This is a genomic window from Vibrio coralliilyticus ATCC BAA-450, from assembly GCF_000176135.1.
Taxonomy (GTDB): Bacteria; Pseudomonadota; Gammaproteobacteria; order Enterobacterales; family Vibrionaceae; genus Vibrio; species Vibrio coralliilyticus.
The window spans coordinates 148,630-165,527 of record NZ_ACZN01000020.1 but is presented as its reverse complement, the minus strand read 5'-3'; the positions used below and the strand labels follow the sequence as shown (position 1 = coordinate 165,527).

Below are 16,898 nucleotides of genomic sequence, written 5' to 3'. Positions count from 1 at the left end.
TATAGCCAGAAACTTATTTGTCATCATACAAGCCCTCTGTCTCTAGAGAATAATCTCTCTTACTTCAGCGTCTTTGCGCTCAAGATAGTGAGTGGACTTAATACGGCGAATGGTGCGACATCGACCACGGATAAGCAGCGTTTCTGTTGTGGCAATGTTACCTTGGCGAGTGATGCCTTCGAGCAGGTCACCTTTAGTAATCCCCGTTGCTGAGAAGACCACATTATCACTCTTGGCCATGTCTTCCATCGTGAGTACGACATTTGCTTCTACGCCCATTTCTTTGCAGCGTGTTAGCTCTGCTGTCCCGTAAATACGGTTTTCTTCCGTATCGCCTTTGATTTCATGACGAGGCAGTAAACGGCCGTGCATGTCACCATCCAGAGCGCGGATGACTGCAGCAGACACCACTCCTTCAGGTGCACCGCCAATACAGTACATTGCATCAACTTCGCTGTCAGGCATACATGTCAGAATCGAAGCGGCCACATCACCATCTGGTACAGCAAACACACGCACTCCCATTGCCTGCATTTCTGCAATCACTTTGTCATGGCGTGGTTTAGCGAGCGTAATGACGACTAACGTATCTAGCGTTTTATTCAACGCTTGGGCGATGTTCTCTAGATTGTCTTTCAGTGGTTTGTTGAGGTCGATGCAGCCTTTCGCACCTGGACCTACTACCAGCTTTTCCATGTACATGTCAGGTGCTTTTAGGAAGCTGCCTTTCTCACCTGCGGCGAGTACTGCTAACGCATTTGATTGCCCCATAGCTGTCATGCGCGTGCCTTCAATGGGATCGACTGCAATATCGACTTCATCACCGCCAATTCCGACGTTTTCACCTATGTACAGCATAGGTGCATCATCAATCTCGCCTTCACCAATCACAATTTCACCACTGATATCGGTCTTGTTGAGCAAGATTCGCATCACTTCAACGGCAGCGCCGTCGGCCGCATTTTTGTCACCACGCCCTAGCCATTTATAACCAGCCAATGCGGCGCCTTCTGTTACTCGGGAAAATGCCATTGCCAAATCGCGTTTCATGATGACTCCAAATCTAGAGAATAGGGGAATGAATTAAACGCGCAGGATTTTAGCATAGTTGCAAGTAAACGTTTGCCATTTTCGCCCAGCGGAATTGAACTCGATCAAAATGAGGTGAAAATCGACAAAAAATTTGGCCTCAGCGCTTCTCCGTCAGTGCATTGTCAATGTATGCTGTTTTTTTGACCGAATGGTGCGAAATATAGAATATAGGGCGTGTTTATCACTCTCTGCCTGAGTAGAATGAGGACATTAGGTGGAGAAAGCTCTTCACAATAACCGGACAATACAAGGTAGGCTAAGATGTCTTTTGAAGTACTAGAAAAACTAGAAGCGAAAATCCAAACTGCAGTTGACACCATTGCACTTCTACAAATGGAAGTGGAAGAGCTGAAAGAAGAAAAAGAGAAGCTGGCAGTAGAAGCAAATGAGCTTCGTTCTAGCCGTGAAGAGATCGAACAAAAAGCGCAGCAGATGCAACAAGAGCATTCAGCTTGGCAGGAGCGTATTCGTAACCTGCTAGGTAAGATGGACGAAGTTGAGTAAGCATCGTCTAATGACAAAAAGGGTGGCCATGGCCACCCTTTTTGGGTTTTTAGAGGATAATGAGGGCTCAGGTTACACTTGAGGGCGCACGCCTAACGTATGGCACAGCGCGTAGGTCATTTCTGCGCGGTTTAGTGTGTAGAAGTGGAAGTCTTTCACACCTTCACGGCTCAGCACTCGAATCATATCGATGGCTTGGCTTGCGCCAACCAGCTGACGTGTCGTCGGGTCATCATCCAGACCTTCAAACTGTTTCGCCATCCAGCTTGGTACTTTAACGTTGTTTTGAGCGGCAAAGCGTGACGCTTGCTTAAAGTTCGAAACCGGTAAAATACCCGGTACGATTTCAACGTCGATGCCTGCTGCAACACAGCGATCACGGAAACGAAGATAGCTTTCAACGTCAAAGAAGAACTGAGTAATAGCGCGGTTTGCGCCTGCATCGACTTTACGTTTGAGATTGAGTAGATCCGCCTGTGCACTTTTGGCTTCTGGGTGCACCTCAGGGAAAGCGGCAACGGAGATATCAAAATCATGACGCTCTTTTAGAAGTTTCACCAGATCGGAGGCGTACATTTCTGGTTTACCGCCGCCCGGTGGGATGTCACCACGCAGCGCGACGATGCTCTGAATACCGTTTGCCCAGTAATCATCAGCAATGCGTGCTAGCTCTTCACGTGACGCGTCAATACATGTTAGATGAGGAGCGGCAATTAGCCCTGTTTCAGCTTTAATTTCTTTAATGATGGAATGTGTGCGGTCACGTTCACCTGAGTTCGCACCGTAAGTGACGGAAACGAATTTAGGCTTTAGCGTTTTGAGGCGATGGACTGAGTTCCATAGGGTTTCTTCCATCTTTTCACTGCTGGGTGGAAAAAACTCAAATGACACATTGATGTTGTCAGAAAGTTCCGCAATATTCTGGTTTAAGGCATCTATATGGCCGGCGTGCGTATATCCCATCTTACTCTCTCCATGTGGCAACTGGACCACAAAACTCAAATCCTCAAATCGACGTTTAGACGTCTATATGTCCACAGGATGTATTGAATACGATTTAAAGTCAACAGTACGATTATGAATTTTTTTCAAGTTAAATATTAGACGTTTTCAACTTGAAAGGTAATGGTATGACTGAGAAAGAAAAAGCGCAGCTAAGAGCTGCGCTTTAGTCAATTATAAGAAGCTGGAAAGCAGATTGAGGTCTGACTGAATCGCACCTGCGGTTACCTCTCGGCCTGCGCCGGGGCCGCGAATAACCAGTGGGTTATCCTTGTACCATTTGCTTTCGATGGCGAAGATGTTGTCACATGGCAGCAAATTAGCCAGAGCATGTTCTTTACTTAGCGCTTCAACACCGACCGTTGCTGAACCGTTCTTCTCCAGTCTTGCAACGTAGCGCAGTATCTTGTCTTCGCGCTGAGCTTTCTCTAAACGCTTGGCTAACAGCTCACTTAATAGTTGGCTTTTATCGAGGAAATCGTCCAGCGACAGATCGGCAAGCTCAGCAGGAACCAGACTTTCCACTTTAACCGCTTCTGGTTCCAGATCGAGCCCGGCTTCACGCGCTAAAATAACTAGCTTACGCATTACATCAGAGCCATCCAGATCGCAGCGCGGGTCCGGTTCAGTCAAACCTTGCTGCCAAGCGAGATCCACTAGTTCTGCAAAAGGTACATTACCGTCATACTGCTGAAACAGCCAAGAAAGCGTGCCAGAGAAAATGCCTGATAAGGCATGAATGTCATCGCCACTTTCACGTAAGTCCTTCACCGTGTGGTTAATCGGTAAACCAGCTCCGACAGTTGCATTGTAAAGCCAGTGGCGGTTTATCTTGGCAAAGGCATCTTGCACCTGATGATAATAATCACTGGATGCGGAGCCAGCGACTTTGTTGGCAGAGATAAGGTGCATGCCTTGTTCTGCGATGTTCAGGTAGCGCTCGGCCAGTTGCTGGCTAGCCGTCACATCGAGCACAACGACATCATCGTAGCCCTGAATCGCGCCAAGCTTTCTTACCCACTCATCGCCTTGATACTCAATCGCTTCTTCTTCGTAGTGAGCGCTGACGGTGCTGGCATCAATACCTTTAGGATTGAACCAGTAGTTTTGACTGCCAACGACAGCAACCAGTTCGAAGTTCATGCCGCGACGTTTTTCCAGCTCGGCTTTTTGCTCAGCAAAAAGTTCAAGCCAGCTTGAGCCAATATTACCTTTGCCACACAAAGCGATACCAACGCGCTTTTGAGCCTGGAACAGTTGGCTGTGGATCGATTTGACCAGAACAGAAGTATCTGTACTGCGCAACACTGCGACCAAGCTTAATCCTGACTGAGATTCTGAAATAAACTCCACAGGAGAAGACTTAAGCTTCTGGTAGAAACCGTAGCAGTGGTTGGCATTTTTAGTTACACCTGCACCGACTGCTGCAATCAACGAATAGCCCTCTTTGAGCTTAATTTCAGCTTCTATCGCGGCGTCTTGGAGGTATTCGAGTGCGCCGCCTGCAATCTCAGCGGTATACGCTAAGCGCAGCGTTTGTTGGTCTTCCTGTGTTTCATAGGTCAGTGGCTCAAGTTGAGCGCGTTTCAGCCCTGCAAGTGTTTCTTGTTCAAGGCGACTGAAATCGTGGCCAGAGGCAAAGTTGAGTTGGATTAGCAGCACTTCTTTCAATGAAGAAATGATTTTAGCGCCGCGACCTGAGGCCAGCACGCGTTCAATGCGTGTGGAGCCATCTTCTGGCTCATAGCTGCAACGCAGGTGTAAATCCATCGCACTTTGTGCGACCGGCTGAAGGGTGCGGCTGTGCAGGACTGGTGCCGCAAGTCGGGCTAATTCGCTGGCTTCGTCTAGGCGAAGCAATGGCAAAAGACACGCATCAGAGACTAAACGCGGGTCTGCGCTGTAGACACCCGCAACGTCACTCCAGATGGTCACGCGTTTTACTTCGGCTAGCGCACCAATGACGGTGGCGGAGTAATCTGAACCATTACGACCAAGCAGAACGGTATGGCCTTGCTCATCCTGTGCCATAAATCCTGTGATCACAACACGGTGATGGGCGTGTTGAGCGAGCACTTCTTTGATCAGTGGATAGGAGGTGCCCCGGTCAACTTCAGGTTGTGTGCCTGCTTCGGCACGTAGGAAAGCTCTTGCATCCTGAGCGACAGCCTGTAGATCATTTTGATTCAGTAATGCCGCCAGCAATCGAGAAGACCAAACCTCTCCGTGACCTAAAACGGCTGCGCGCTCGGCCGTCGTTAAGGGAGCCGTTAGCTCACCCAGTGTGCTGAATTCGTCGTTGAGTGTGGCAAGAAGCTGCTGTTGGCTTTCACCTTGTAACAGGTCTTCGACCAGCTGTACCTGAAACTGACGTAATGACTGCAAAGCTTCGTGGGCGAGGCGGCCATCTTTGTTCAGTGAGTCTAAAAACTCAATCAAACGATTGGTGGTCTTGCCTGCCGCTGAGACAACAATTAAATCTTCTTGATTAGAATATTCTTTGAGAATACTGACTACGCGGCGGTAACACTCTGGATCCGCGAGGCTACTGCCGCCAAATTTATGCAATTGACGCTGCTGGCTCATGACAACGCCTCCTGAGTTTTACTGAATGCTTGATCTAGATCGGCTATCAGGTCATCAGCGTCTTCGAGGCCGACAGAAAGGCGGAGAAGCTGTTGTGAGACTCCGGCTTCTGCTAATGCGGCTTCACCCATTGCTCTATGTGTCATTGACGCTGGGTGGCAAATCAGGCTCTCCACGCCGCCAAGTGATTCGGCGAGTGAAAACAGTTCTAGCTCACCAACAAAGTGTTTGAGCTGTTCAAAGCTGCCTGCAAACTCAAAGCTGAGCATAGAGCCGAATCCAGACTGCTGCTTTTTCGCAATCTCATGGCCCGGGTGTTCAGGCAAGCTTGGGTGATAGATGTTGCCAACCAGAGACTGAGATTGCAGGTAGTTGAGAATGTGTGCTGAGCTTTCTTCATGCACTTTCATGCGCGCACCCAAGGTGCGAATACCGCGTAATGTCATGTAGCTGTCGAATGGTGTGCCGGTAGCGCCGATACAGTTACCCCACCAAGCAAGATCTTCAGCATGCTGCTCAGTTTTGGTGATTACCACGCCACCTATGACATCAGAATGACCGTTAATGTACTTGGTTGTCGAGTGAATGACGAAGTCAGCGCCGAGTTCAAGAGGCTTTTGGAACACAGGTGTCAAAAAGGTATTATCGACGCCGACCAGAGCACCAACCTGGCGGGCTTTTTCACATACTGCAGCAATGTCGACTACTCGAACCAAAGGATTAGACGGTGTTTCCAACAGAATCAGTTTAGGTTTCTTTGCTATAGCGTCGTTCAGGGCTTTTTGATCTGATTGATCGACAAACTGAACCTTGAAGTCACCTTTCTGAGCGCGGGTGTTAAATAAACGGTACGTACCGCCGTAGCAATCGTGTGGCGCGATGATCAGGTCATCTGGGCCAAGAAATGCAGAGACCCATAAGTTTAACGCTGAGGTTCCACAGTTGGTCACTACCGCACCTTTACCGGACTCCAGCTCATACAGAGCTTTTTCTAATAAGCCACGGTTTGGGTTACCCGAGCGAGTGTAGTCATATTTTGGCACTTCGCCGAAGGCGGGAAATCCGTAGTTAGTCGAGAGGTAAATAGGTGGCACAACGGCGTGATGCTGAGTGTCTGACTCGATACCAGTACGTACCGCGATTGTGGCTGGTTTACGGGCGCTCATAAGTGTTTCCTTTCGAACTGTAGTGACTTGGCTGGAGATTACACTATACCTGTTTGCCGGATGTTAGATATATGTTATTCCAATCGTATATCTCTTCACTTTACTTCTCATTTTTTAAGACGTCAACACTTCTAGACGTCTATATGTCTTTGCTTGTGGCCATAAATCCCGCTAAAATTACGCTTTCTAATTTTATACATAATGAATCATAAAGGTGCGCAATGGCAGATTGGAACGGCGAATACATTAGTCCGTATGCTGAACATGGAAAGAAAAGCGAGCAAGTAAAGAAGATCACGGTTTCTATTCCATTGAAAGTATTGAAGGTTTTAACTGATGAGCGAACGCGTCGTCAGATTAATAACCTGCGCCATGCGACGAACAGTGAGCTGCTTTGTGAAGCGTTTCTGCACGCTTATACAGGCCAGCCATTACCTACCGATGAAGATTTGCGTAAAGACCGCCCAGATGATATTCCTGCGGAAGTGAAAAAACTCATGACTGAGATGGGCATTGAATTCGAAGCGTATGATGAAGAGTAACAACTGGCAGCGCGCCTGGTTTTTATTTTGCTGAAAACTAAAAAACCGCTGAATGTTCAGCGGTTTTTTAGTTGCCGAGAGGAACGCTTACGCTTCCATGTAATTCTCTGGCATTTCAATGCGAGCCACACCTGACTCTACTGCTGCTAGAGCAACTGCTTTTGCAACACGTGGCAATAGGCGAGAGTCCATCGGTTTAGGAATGATGTAACCAGGACCAAATTCCAGCTTATCCACGCCAGCGGCTTTCAATACTTCCGCTGGAACTTCTTCTTTCGCCAGTTCACGAATGGCATCTACCGCAGCGAGTTTCATTTCATCGTTGATTTCGCTAGCACGAACGTCAAGAGCACCACGGAAGATGAATGGGAAACACAGTACGTTGTTTACTTGGTTCGGGTAGTCGCTGCGACCTGTACCCATGATTAAATCATCACGAACTTCATGTGCCAACTCTGGTTTGATTTCCGGATCTGGGTTTGAACACGCGAAGACAACAGGTTTGTCAGCCATCAGTTTGAGTGCTTCAGGCGCAAGCAAGTTCGGACCAGATACGCCCAAGAACAGGTCTGCACCTTCGATAACGTCTTCCAGCGTACGCTTGTCAGTGTTATTCGCAAATAGTTGCTTGTATTCGTTGAGATCATCACGGCGAGTGTGGATAACGCCTTTGCGGTCAAGCATGTAGATCTTTTCACGCATTGCACCACACTTGATCAGTAGCTCCATACAAGCTACTGCGGCAGCGCCTGCGCCAAGACATACAATCGTAGCGTCTTCTAGCTTTTTGCCTTGCAGTTCAATCGCGTTAAGCATGCCTGCTGCGGTTACGATTGCTGTGCCGTGTTGGTCATCGTGAAAAACCGGCACATCACAGCGCTCAATCAACTGCTTTTCAATTTCAAAACAATCTGGCGCTTTGATGTCTTCAAGGTTGATACCGCCAAACGTATCGGCAATGTTAGCGACCGTGTCGACAAATTCTTCGATTGTGCGGTGTTTGACTTCAATGTCGATAGAGTCCAAACCTGCAAAGCGTTTGAACAAAAGAGCTTTACCTTCCATGACTGGCTTTGATGCCAGTGGACCTAAGTTACCAAGACCAAGAATTGCTGTTCCGTTAGAGATAACCGCTACCATGTTACCTTTAGAGGTGTATTTGTAGACATTATCTGCATTCTGTGCAATTTCACGTACAGGCTCAGCCACGCCTGGGCTGTACGCTAACGCCAGATCACCTGCCGTTTCGGCTGGTGTTGTCAGCTCAACCGAAATTTTACCTGCTGTTGGGTAAGCATGGTAATCCAGCGCTTGCTGACGGAATTGTTCTTCAGGGGATAGTTCTTGGCGATTGTCATCGGACATAGGTGTAGGTACTCGTTAATAATAATTAGGATAGGGGGTAATCCATTCTAGAGTAACTAAGTCAAGCTGCCTAGGTCAGAATGCGAGCTAAAGCAATAAAATGTGCTAAATGACTGGAGATAAGACCAGATGGGTAGAGATATGGCTAGCGAATATCAAACAGTGGAAGATATTACTCTGAATGAATAGCTGAAGAAGCAGATAACAAAAAAGGACGCCGTAGCGTCCTTTTCTCTTCATCTAAAAAGAAATTACTTCTTAGAAGAAAGAGCACCGAAACGCTTGTTGAAGCGATCTACACGGCCGCCAGTATCAACGATACGCTGCTTACCAGTGTAGAATGGGTGACATTTGTCACATACGTCTAGGTGGATTGACTCTTTAGTTAGAGTTGAGTTGAACTCGAAAGAGTTACCGCAAGAACAAGTTGCTTTAACTGCTTTGTACTCTGGGTGGATACCAGCTTTCATGGGAGAACCTCTAAAATAGGCCGTGTCGCTATCCGATTCTATGCCGGACACCACACGTAGTTAATAAAATTTCCTTTGGATACCGCTGTTCAAAAACAAGCCATATCACTAAGGCGCGATATAGTAATGAATACGGCCTCAGGGATCAACCGATTTACCAATAAAGTTGCTACTTTTTTAGCCGCTGATGTGTATCCATGCTAGAAATCGGCTTAGTGATGCTGTTGCTTCCCCGCTTAGCGCTTTTCCCTTAGACTAATTGCGTTCCTTTCATTTTGTTTTAAGCCTATATGCGACCGACGATTGCCCGAGTGGCCTTACCTGTACCGCTCGACAAACAGTTTGACTATCAGATTCCTGCTCACCTGTTTCCTATTATTGGTGGGCGCGTGTCTGTCCCCTTTGGTCGTCAGACGCTGGTCGGTGTGGTTACGGCGCTGGTGAATCAGTCTGAGTTCAGTTTTGACAAGCTCAAACCGTTAAAACAAGTGTTGGATTCTCAGCCTGTTTGGCCAGATAGCCTCTACGAGTTACTGCAATGGTGCAGTCAGTTTTACCAGTATCCTCTTGGAGACACCTTGCTCAATGCGATGCCAAGTGCACTTCGTAAAGGCAAAGAAGCCGATTTTGCAACGCTGGTGGAATGGCAGTTGACTGCAGCTGGGCGTAATCAGCTGATGTTAGGTTTTGGCCGAGCCGTCAAGCAAGCCAAAGTCATGCATATGCTTGAAAGTGGTTCAGTACCACACCAGCACTTCATTGATGAAGAAATCAGCTCTAGTGTTCTCAAAACCTTGCAAGAGAAAGGCTGGATTGAGTCGATAGAGTGCAAACCGGAGATGCGCGATTGGAGTCGGCAGGTTGAAGCGGATGTGGATAAGCCAAAGCTTAATGAAGAGCAGGCTGTCGCTATTGCGACCGTTAATAGCTTTGATGGCTTTGGTTGTTTCTTACTGGAAGGAGTGACCGGTTCAGGTAAGACGGAAGTTTATCTTAACCTTATCAAGCCAGTGTTGGAGAAAGGGCGGCAAGCTCTCGTTTTAGTACCGGAAATTGGTCTGACGCCACAAACCATTAACCGTTTTCGCCACAGGTTTGATGTGCCAGTCGAAGTGATTCATTCTGGGCTTAACGACAGCGAAAGATTGAACGCTTGGTTAAGTGCCCGAGATAAAGCCGCTGGCATCGTCATTGGCACACGCTCAGCACTACTGACGCCTTTTGCTGATCTCGGCATCATCATTGTTGATGAAGAACACGATGCTTCTTATAAGCAGCAAGACAGCCTTCGCTATCATGCGCGCGATGTTGCTGTGATGCGAGCCAACAAAGAACAAATTCCAATTGTACTAGGCTCTGCGACACCGGCATTGGAAACTCTGCATAATGCTTTATCGGGCAAGTACCACCATCTGACACTAACCGAACGCGCCGGTAATGCTGTACCGACGTCAAACAAGGTGCTGGATGTGAAAGGTCAGTATCTGGAAAGTGGTTTATCCGCCTCTCTGATTGCGGAAATGCGTCAACACCTCAGTGCCGGTAATCAGGTGATGTTATTCCTCAATCGTCGCGGTTTTTCGCCAGCCTTGATGTGCCATGATTGCGGTTGGATTGCAGAATGTAAGCGATGCGACGCTTACTATACCTATCACCAATACAGCAATGAGATTCGTTGCCATCATTGTGGCTCTCAGCAGCCAACGATTCATCAGTGTCAGGGGTGCGGATCGTCAAATCTGGTCACTGTGGGCGTAGGGACAGAGCAGCTTGAAGCGCAGCTTGGTGAGCTTTTTCCTGAATATCAAACCATTCGTATTGACCGTGACAGCACTCGGCGTAAAGGCAGTTTGGAATCGGCTCTTGGAGACATTCGCAGCGGCAAGTACCAGATATTGATTGGTACCCAAATGTTGGCGAAAGGCCATCACTTCCCTGATGTGACATTGGTAGCGCTGCTGGATGTTGATGGCTCGCTATACAGCAGTGACTTCAGAGCATCCGAGCGTTTGGCTCAGCTGTTTATTCAGGTGGCAGGGCGAGCAGGGCGTGCCAGCAAGCCGGGAGAAGTGATCCTACAAACGCACCACCCTGAACACAGTTTACTTCAGGCTCTGCTGACCAAAAGCTATCGACATTTTGCTGAGACCGCATTGCAGGAGCGTAAGTTTGCCATGTTGCCTCCTTATTCTTATCTGACCTTGTTCCGTGCTGAGGCGAATAACTCCCAGCATGTGGAAGCGTTTTTGCGTCAGGTTCGCCATACCTTAGAAGCCCACCCGCTCTTTGATGGGTATTGTCAGGTTTTGGGCCCCACTCCGGCCCCACTTGCAAAACGTGCCGGTAAACATCGTTGGCAATTGATGCTACAGACGCAAACTCGGCCAACCATGCAAAAGTTACTTTCCAGTGCGAAACCGGCGATCCAAATGTTACCGAATGCGAAAAAGGTGCGTTGGTCTTTAGATATTGAGCCGCAGGATTTGAGCTGATTTCTCACCTTTTTCATTTAATTGTGATTCACGTCTCGTCTCGGGATTTAAATTTGTTAATCTTCCCGTAACTTTCTGTTTCGAAATGAATAAACTATGGATTAGCTCAATTGAAAAGGTTGAGTGATATAAGACAGGTAAACGATTGCTATAGGCAATAAACATAAGAATGGGTTTGAGCTCATCAATATCGGTTTAGGTGGCACTAGGCGCTACCGTGTTTAGGAAATGAAGAGGGTAATTAATATATGGCGACAATGAAGGATGTTGCTCAGCTAGCAGGCGTTTCAACTGCAACAGTATCGCGTGCTCTAATGAACCCGGAAAAAGTATCTTCAGCTACAAGGAAGCGAGTAGAAGATGCGGTATTAGAAGCCGGATATTCACCAAATTCTCTGGCGCGTAACCTGCGCCGAAATGAGTCCAAAACCATAATTGCAATCATCCCGGATATTTGTGATCCCTACTACACAGAGATCATCCGTGGAATTGAAGACGCTGCGATGGAACATGGCTACATCGTGCTGCTGGGAGACAGTGGTCAGCAGAAAAAGCGTGAGAGTTCTTTTGTCAATCTTGTCTTTACTAAGCAGGCCGATGGAATGTTGCTGCTTGGTACTGATCTGCCGTTTGACGTCAGCAAACCTGAGCAGAAAAACCTGCCGCCTATGGTGATGGCATGTGAGTTTGCACCTGAACTGGAGCTGCCAACGGTGCACATTGATAATCTGACATCTGCATTTGAAGCTGTGAACTATCTTACGCAGATGGGTCACAAGCGCATAGCGCAGATTTCAGGCCCTAGTTCTGCGGTGCTGTGCCAGTTCCGTTACCAAGGGTACCAGCAAGCGCTACGCCGAGCTGGCATCAGTATGAACCCAAATTACTGTATCTACGGTGACTTCTCATTTGAAGATGGTGCGAAAGCCGTCAGACAATTGTTAGCTTTACCTGAGCCGCCAACCGCGATTTTCTGTCACAACGATGCGATGGCTATTGGGGCAATTCAAGAAGCGAAGAAGTTGGGCTTGCGCGTCCCGCAAGACCTGTCTGTCGTTGGCTTTGATGATATTCAGTTTGCTCAGTACTGCGATCCACCACTGACGACCATTTCTCAGCCACGTTACGAGATTGGCCGACAGGCAATGTTGATGATGCTTGAGTTGTTGCGCGGCCATGATGTTCGTGCCGGTTCTCGATTGCTGGAAACTCAGCTGGTTGTCAGGGAAAGCGCTGCTCCACCGCGAGTCATCTGACGATTGCTTTCACTCAGCGGCGCATTTTGATGCGCCGCTTCCATTTCCCCTCTGTAATCAGGGCGCATTCTGCATTAACATAGCGGCAGAGGTAACAGACATTGATGTACAGCAGTGGCAAATAGAGATTATGTGAAACGCGGCCGTGGTAACAGCGGGCGTAAACCAGCGCGTAAAAAGTCGGCACCAAAAAGAAAACCCTGGCGCAGTGGATTGTTAGCGATTCTACTGGTAGGTGGTTTTGGTTACGGGCTTTATACGTTGAGTAATGATCCTGAGCCGCCACAACCAGTTGTGCAGCAAAGCAAGCCTAAGCCAAAACCAAAGGCAGAAAAGGTGCTTCCTCCTCCTCCGGAAGAGAAATGGGACTACGTCGATTCTCTGCCGAGCCGTGAAATCGAAGTCACGGCGAAAAAGCAGGTAGTGTCTGAGATCCCTTATATCATGCAGTGTGGCGCGTACACCAATGCCTCACAAGCCGAAGCGCGTAAGTTGGATATAGCCTTTCAGGGGATCAACAGTAAGATCCGCAAGAAAGAAGGCAGCAAGTGGTATCGCGTTGTACTCGGGCCATATAAGTTCAAACGTGACGCTGAACGAGATAAGCACAAACTTCAGCGGGCCAAGATCGAGCCTTGTGCCATTTGGAAAGACAGTCAGTAAAGAAAACGAGCCATCAGGCTCGTTTTTTGTTCATTGGATTGTAGATAGAACACGCTCTCAACGAGGAGCGTAATCCCAGCCACTGCTGCCCTTGAATTCCCCTTAAGCCAGCCTCATATATCTCTTAACACCAAGATGAAAATAATGATGAGGCCCTACTCGTGACTACTATTGTATCTGTACGTCGAAACAACAAAGTCGTCATTGCCGGCGATGGACAAGTATCACTGGGTAACACTGTGATGAAAGGCAACGCACGTAAAGTACGTCGTTTGTACAACAACAAAGTGCTTGCTGGCTTTGCTGGTGGTACCGCAGACGCATTTACGCTGTTTGAAAAGTTTGAAAGCAAACTGCAAATGCACCAAGGTCACTTAACTAAAGCTGCTGTTGAGTTGGCCAAAGACTGGCGCAGTGACCGTGCGTTACGCAAACTTGAAGCTCTGCTTGCGGTAGCAGACGAAACTGCCTCGCTTATCATCACTGGTAATGGTGATGTGGTTCAGCCTGAGAACGATCTGATTGCGATTGGCTCTGGTGGTAATTTCGCCCAAGCAGCAGCGACAGCTTTACTAGAGAACACAGAGCTAGATGCTCGTGACATCGCGGAGAAATCACTAAAAATTGCTGGTGATATCTGTGTGTTTACCAATCATCACCACACTATCGAAGAACTAGAAATCCCAGCGGAACTTAACGCTGAATAACCCAAGATAGTGGCTACCGAATTTAAGGAATTTGATTATGTCTGAAATGACTCCCCGCGAAATTGTTCATGAACTTAACCGCCATATCATTGGTCAGGATAACGCTAAACGCTCAGTGGCCATTGCACTGCGTAACCGCTGGCGCCGTATGCAGCTTGAAGAAAGCTTACGCGTTGAAGTCACGCCAAAGAACATTCTGATGATTGGTCCAACTGGTGTTGGTAAAACGGAGATTGCCCGCCGTTTAGCTAAACTGGCCAATGCACCGTTTATTAAAGTAGAAGCAACAAAATTCACTGAAGTGGGTTACGTTGGTAAAGAAGTTGAGACTATCATTCGCGATCTGACTGATGTCGCTATTAAGATGACGCATCAGCAAGCGATGGAAAAAGTTAAATTTCGTGCCGAAGAGCAAGCAGAAGAACGTGTTCTTGATGCGCTTTTACCACCCGCGCGAGATGCTTGGGGTCAAAGTGAGCAGCAAGACGAAAGCTCTTCGAATACGCGTCAAATCTTCCGTAAGAAACTACGCGAAGGCAAGCTCGACGATAAAGAGATCGAAGTTGATGTTGCTGCGCCGCAAATGGGTGTAGAAATCATGGCACCTCCTGGTATGGAGGAGATGACTAATCAGCTTCAAGGTATGTTCCAAAACCTCGCTGGTGACACTAAGAAAAAGCGTAAGCTGAAAATTAAAGAAGCGTTTAAAGCGTTAACGGAAGAAGAAGCGGCGAAACTGGTTAATCAGGAAGAGCTGAAAGAACAGGCGATCTTCAACGTTGAGAACAACGGTATCGTGTTTATCGATGAGATTGACAAGATCTGTAAGCGTGGCGAAAGCTCAGGCCCAGATGTGTCTCGCGAAGGCGTTCAGCGTGACCTGCTTCCTCTGATTGAAGGTAGCACAGTATCAACCAAGCATGGCATGGTGAAAACAGACCACATCCTATTTGTGGCATCTGGCGCGTTCCAGGTGGCTAAACCTTCGGATCTGATCCCTGAACTGCAAGGTCGTCTGCCAATCCGTGTCGAGCTTGAAGCGCTTTCAAGTAACGACTTCAAACGTATTCTGACTGAGCCAAAAGCGTCGTTGACAGAGCAGTACATTGCGCTGATGAAAACCGAAGATGTGGATATCGAATTTACGGAAGATGGCATCACTCAAATTGCGGAAGCTGCATGGACTGTGAACGAAACCACTGAGAACATCGGTGCTCGCCGTTTGCATACGGTGATGGAGCGTCTGATGGATGAAATCTCATTTGAGGCAACGGATAAATCAGGCTCGAAATTGACGATAGATTCTGACTATGTGAAAGCCAAGCTTGGCGATACAGTAGAAGATGAAGATCTAAGTCGTTTCATTCTTTAATCCGCACCTAAGGAAAAAGCCGATCGCAAGATCGGCTTTTTTGTTATTAATCGTTGAAGGAAGTTTGCGTTCTCTCTCACTCTTCTGTTTCCCTTCATATACTACCTCGCGAGATAGCCAGATGGCGCTATAGTGGAATGACTTTTAACTGTGCAAGGAAGCAAAATGTCGACCACAGAATCTCATTTTCCTCTGAACGATTTTATTGAATTTCCTGCTGAGGAAATGTCAGCGCGTGCCGAGCAAAACTACCAACAGCTGAAGCGCCGTCACTCGATTCGCCGCTTTTCAGATCGCCCAGTAGCGAAAGACATCATTGAAAACTGCATCCGTGCGGCCGGAACGGCGCCTAGCGGAGCGAATCATCAGCCTTGGCACTTTGTCGCCATCAATAGTGCGGAAGTGAAAGGCCAGATCCGCCAAGCTGCAGAGGAGTTAGAGCGCTCTTTCTATGAAGGTAGAGCCGGGCAGGAGTGGTTGGATGCTCTAAAGCCTTTAGGGACTCACGCGAGTAAACCCTATCTTGAGACAGCGCCTTGGTTAATTGCGGTTTTTTCACAGAAGAAAGGTGGCATGAGCAATGATGGGGAGCAAACCAACTATTATGTGCATGAATCGGTCGGTATCGCGACGGGCTTTTTACTGCAAGCACTGCATAATGCTGGCCTAGGAACGTTAACGCATACCCCGAAACCAATGAGCTTTCTGAGTAAGATTTGTGGCCGTGATAACGATGTTGACAGGCCGTACATGTTGATTGTGACGGGTTATCCTGCGGAAGATGCAACGATTCCTGATCATGCGACCCACAAGAAACCTTTGTCTGATATCGCAACTTTCATGGAATAGAGATGACTTGCGAGCAATAAAAAAGCTGGCATTAAGCCAGCTTTTTCTTCTAGTTTTCTCAGAGCATAAAGATAAAAATCACGCTCAAGGCCGAGATGAGCCCTGCAAAGGCGTAACAGCCGACTTTCCCAGCTAGCCCAGCATGAATTTTGAGATCATGCATACCATGATGAACACGATGCATAGCATGCCACATTGGTAATGCGAGAGTACCAATGATAAACAGAGCGCCGATAATGCTGGTGGCGAATGCGGTGACACGCTCGTAGCTCATAGCTTCAGCATCAATTACACCCATGGGAACAAGAATACCAAGTATCAATACCGTCACCGGAGTGATCATGGCAAACCAAGTACCGCCTGCGCCAAATAGACTCCACCAGATAGGCTCATCAGAACGCTTGGGAGCACGATCTATGGAAAAATTAGGTTTCATAGTCATAGCTCCTTATACGATTACTAGCACAACCAGTGAAATAAATGCTACAGCAGCCCATTGAGTCAGAACGATAATTTTCTTATCAACAGGTTTGCCTTTCAGACGAATTGGCATAACTTGCGGCATCATGCTGAAGAAGGTCTGTGCGTGCAGCAGGCTGCCAAGTAAAGCGACGATATTGATCGCAATGACAACAGGGTTCGCCATGAACTCTAACCAGCCTTGCCAAGCTTCAGGACCTTTCACCAGTGACCCAAGCCCGACAGTCAAGAATAAAGTGAATAGGACTAACGGTAATACCGTGGCTTCACGCAGCATGTAGAAGCGGTAAAACGGATGATCTTTCCACCAAGTTCGTTTTACCTCGCGAACGTAAGGTTTACGGTTACTCAT

Annotated in this window: 16 protein-coding genes; 8 read left to right on the top strand and 8 right to left on the bottom strand. The window is 47.7% G+C overall.

From position 1 onward, the window contains the following. Positions 1 to 42 precede the first annotated feature (42 nt). Positions 43 to 1,050 (bottom strand): class II fructose-bisphosphatase, encoded by a 1,008-nt coding sequence (gene glpX / locus VIC_RS25645; RefSeq protein ID WP_006963348.1) that lies wholly within the window; start codon positions 1,048 to 1,050, stop codon positions 43 to 45. Between the two features lie 303 nt (positions 1,051 to 1,353). Here glpX and zapB point away from each other — a divergent pair, with 303 nt between their 5' ends. After that, positions 1,354 to 1,596, top strand: a complete 243-nt coding sequence (gene zapB / locus VIC_RS25640; RefSeq protein WP_006963347.1) for a cell division protein ZapB — start codon at positions 1,354 to 1,356, stop codon at positions 1,594 to 1,596. Positions 1,597 to 1,668: 72 nt separating this feature from the next. On the opposite strand, the gene metF is transcribed toward zapB, so the two are convergent. The 3 genes from metF to VIC_RS25625 all read right to left on the bottom strand — a co-directional run bounded on the left by metF (position 1,669) and on the right by VIC_RS25625 (position 6,350). Beyond that, positions 1,669 to 2,559 carry a methylenetetrahydrofolate reductase gene (metF, locus tag VIC_RS25635; RefSeq protein WP_006963346.1) on the bottom strand — a complete coding sequence of 297 codons (891 nt, stop codon included), beginning with the start codon at positions 2,557 to 2,559 and terminating at the stop codon, positions 1,669 to 1,671. Positions 2,560 to 2,772: 213 nt separating this feature from the next. Then, positions 2,773 to 5,184, bottom strand: coding sequence for a bifunctional aspartate kinase/homoserine dehydrogenase II (locus tag VIC_RS25630; protein WP_006963345.1), 2,412 nt, complete (start codon positions 5,182 to 5,184; stop codon positions 2,773 to 2,775). Beyond that, positions 5,181 to 6,350 (bottom strand): O-succinylhomoserine (thiol)-lyase, encoded by a 1,170-nt coding sequence (locus VIC_RS25625; RefSeq protein ID WP_006963344.1) that lies wholly within the window; start codon positions 6,348 to 6,350, stop codon positions 5,181 to 5,183. The genes VIC_RS25630 and VIC_RS25625 overlap by 4 nt, the downstream gene beginning before the upstream one ends. A gap of 221 nt (positions 6,351 to 6,571) precedes the next feature. Here VIC_RS25625 and metJ point away from each other — a divergent pair, with 221 nt between their 5' ends. Next, complete coding sequence (gene metJ, locus VIC_RS25620; protein WP_006963343.1) at positions 6,572 to 6,892, top strand: met regulon transcriptional regulator MetJ; 321 nt, start codon at positions 6,572 to 6,574, stop codon at positions 6,890 to 6,892. 87 nt (positions 6,893 to 6,979) lie between these two features. On the opposite strand, the gene VIC_RS25615 is transcribed toward metJ, so the two are convergent. After that, the gene (locus tag VIC_RS25615) at positions 6,980 to 8,257 is read right to left on the bottom strand and encodes a malic enzyme-like NAD(P)-binding protein (protein ID WP_006963342.1); all 1,278 of its coding nucleotides are present in this window, start codon (positions 8,255 to 8,257) and stop codon (positions 6,980 to 6,982) included. Between the two features lie 251 nt (positions 8,258 to 8,508). Continuing rightward, positions 8,509 to 8,727, bottom strand: coding sequence for a 50S ribosomal protein L31 (gene rpmE, locus VIC_RS25610; protein ID WP_006963341.1), 219 nt, complete (start codon positions 8,725 to 8,727; stop codon positions 8,509 to 8,511). Positions 8,728 to 9,017: 290 nt separating this feature from the next. Here rpmE and priA point away from each other — a divergent pair, with 290 nt between their 5' ends. The 6 genes from priA to VIC_RS25580 all read left to right on the top strand — a co-directional run bounded on the left by priA (position 9,018) and on the right by VIC_RS25580 (position 16,066). Continuing rightward, positions 9,018 to 11,219, top strand: a complete 2,202-nt coding sequence (priA, locus tag VIC_RS25605; protein WP_006963340.1) for a primosomal protein N' — start codon at positions 9,018 to 9,020, stop codon at positions 11,217 to 11,219. Between the two features lie 248 nt (positions 11,220 to 11,467). Next, positions 11,468 to 12,475, top strand: a complete 1,008-nt coding sequence (cytR, locus tag VIC_RS25600) for a DNA-binding transcriptional regulator CytR (protein ID WP_006963339.1) — start codon at positions 11,468 to 11,470, stop codon at positions 12,473 to 12,475. Positions 12,476 to 12,589: 114 nt separating this feature from the next. Then, positions 12,590 to 13,138, top strand: coding sequence for an SPOR domain-containing protein (locus tag VIC_RS25595; protein ID WP_029236296.1), 549 nt, complete (start codon positions 12,590 to 12,592; stop codon positions 13,136 to 13,138). A gap of 161 nt (positions 13,139 to 13,299) precedes the next feature. Beyond that, complete coding sequence (gene hslV, locus VIC_RS25590) at positions 13,300 to 13,845, top strand: ATP-dependent protease subunit HslV (RefSeq protein ID WP_006963336.1); 546 nt, start codon at positions 13,300 to 13,302, stop codon at positions 13,843 to 13,845. A 37-nt stretch (positions 13,846 to 13,882) separates the two neighbouring features. Continuing rightward, entirely contained in the window at positions 13,883 to 15,217 is a 1,335-nt protein-coding gene (hslU, locus tag VIC_RS25585; protein ID WP_006963335.1) for an HslU--HslV peptidase ATPase subunit, read from the top strand. Between the two features lie 165 nt (positions 15,218 to 15,382). Further along, entirely contained in the window at positions 15,383 to 16,066 is a 684-nt protein-coding gene (locus VIC_RS25580) for a nitroreductase family protein (protein ID WP_006963333.1), read from the top strand. Between the two features lie 58 nt (positions 16,067 to 16,124). On the opposite strand, the gene frdD is transcribed toward VIC_RS25580, so the two are convergent. After that, the gene (frdD, locus tag VIC_RS25575; protein WP_006963331.1) at positions 16,125 to 16,502 is read right to left on the bottom strand and encodes a fumarate reductase subunit FrdD; all 378 of its coding nucleotides are present in this window, start codon (positions 16,500 to 16,502) and stop codon (positions 16,125 to 16,127) included. Positions 16,503 to 16,514: 12 nt separating this feature from the next. Further along, complete coding sequence (frdC, locus tag VIC_RS25570) at positions 16,515 to 16,898, bottom strand: fumarate reductase subunit FrdC (RefSeq protein WP_006963329.1); 384 nt, start codon at positions 16,896 to 16,898, stop codon at positions 16,515 to 16,517.

Bases quoted from the DNA above. Each gene is read 5' to 3' on its own strand.
- glpX (WP_006963348.1), bottom strand. From the start codon at position 1,050: ATGAAACGCGATTTGGCAATGGCATTTTCCCGAGTAACAGAAGGCGCC.
- zapB (WP_006963347.1), top strand. From the start codon at position 1,354: ATGTCTTTTGAAGTACTAGAAAAACTAGAAGCGAAAATCCAAACTGCA.
- metF (WP_006963346.1), bottom strand. From the start codon at position 2,559: ATGGGATATACGCACGCCGGCCATATAGATGCCTTAAACCAGAATATT.
- VIC_RS25630 (WP_006963345.1), bottom strand. From the start codon at position 5,184: ATGAGCCAGCAGCGTCAATTGCATAAATTTGGCGGCAGTAGCCTCGCG.
- VIC_RS25625 (WP_006963344.1), bottom strand. From the start codon at position 6,350: ATGAGCGCCCGTAAACCAGCCACAATCGCGGTACGTACTGGTATCGAG.
- metJ (WP_006963343.1), top strand. From the start codon at position 6,572: ATGGCAGATTGGAACGGCGAATACATTAGTCCGTATGCTGAACATGGA.
- VIC_RS25615 (WP_006963342.1), bottom strand. From the start codon at position 8,257: ATGTCCGATGACAATCGCCAAGAACTATCCCCTGAAGAACAATTCCGT.
- rpmE (WP_006963341.1), bottom strand. From the start codon at position 8,727: ATGAAAGCTGGTATCCACCCAGAGTACAAAGCAGTTAAAGCAACTTGT.
- priA (WP_006963340.1), top strand. From the start codon at position 9,018: ATGCGACCGACGATTGCCCGAGTGGCCTTACCTGTACCGCTCGACAAA.
- cytR (WP_006963339.1), top strand. From the start codon at position 11,468: ATGGCGACAATGAAGGATGTTGCTCAGCTAGCAGGCGTTTCAACTGCA.
- hslU (WP_006963335.1), top strand. From the start codon at position 13,883: ATGTCTGAAATGACTCCCCGCGAAATTGTTCATGAACTTAACCGCCAT.
- VIC_RS25580 (WP_006963333.1), top strand. From the start codon at position 15,383: ATGTCGACCACAGAATCTCATTTTCCTCTGAACGATTTTATTGAATTT.
- frdD (WP_006963331.1), bottom strand. From the start codon at position 16,502: ATGAAACCTAATTTTTCCATAGATCGTGCTCCCAAGCGTTCTGATGAG.
- frdC (WP_006963329.1), bottom strand. From the start codon at position 16,898: ATGAGTAACCGTAAACCTTACGTTCGCGAGGTAAAACGAACTTGGTGG.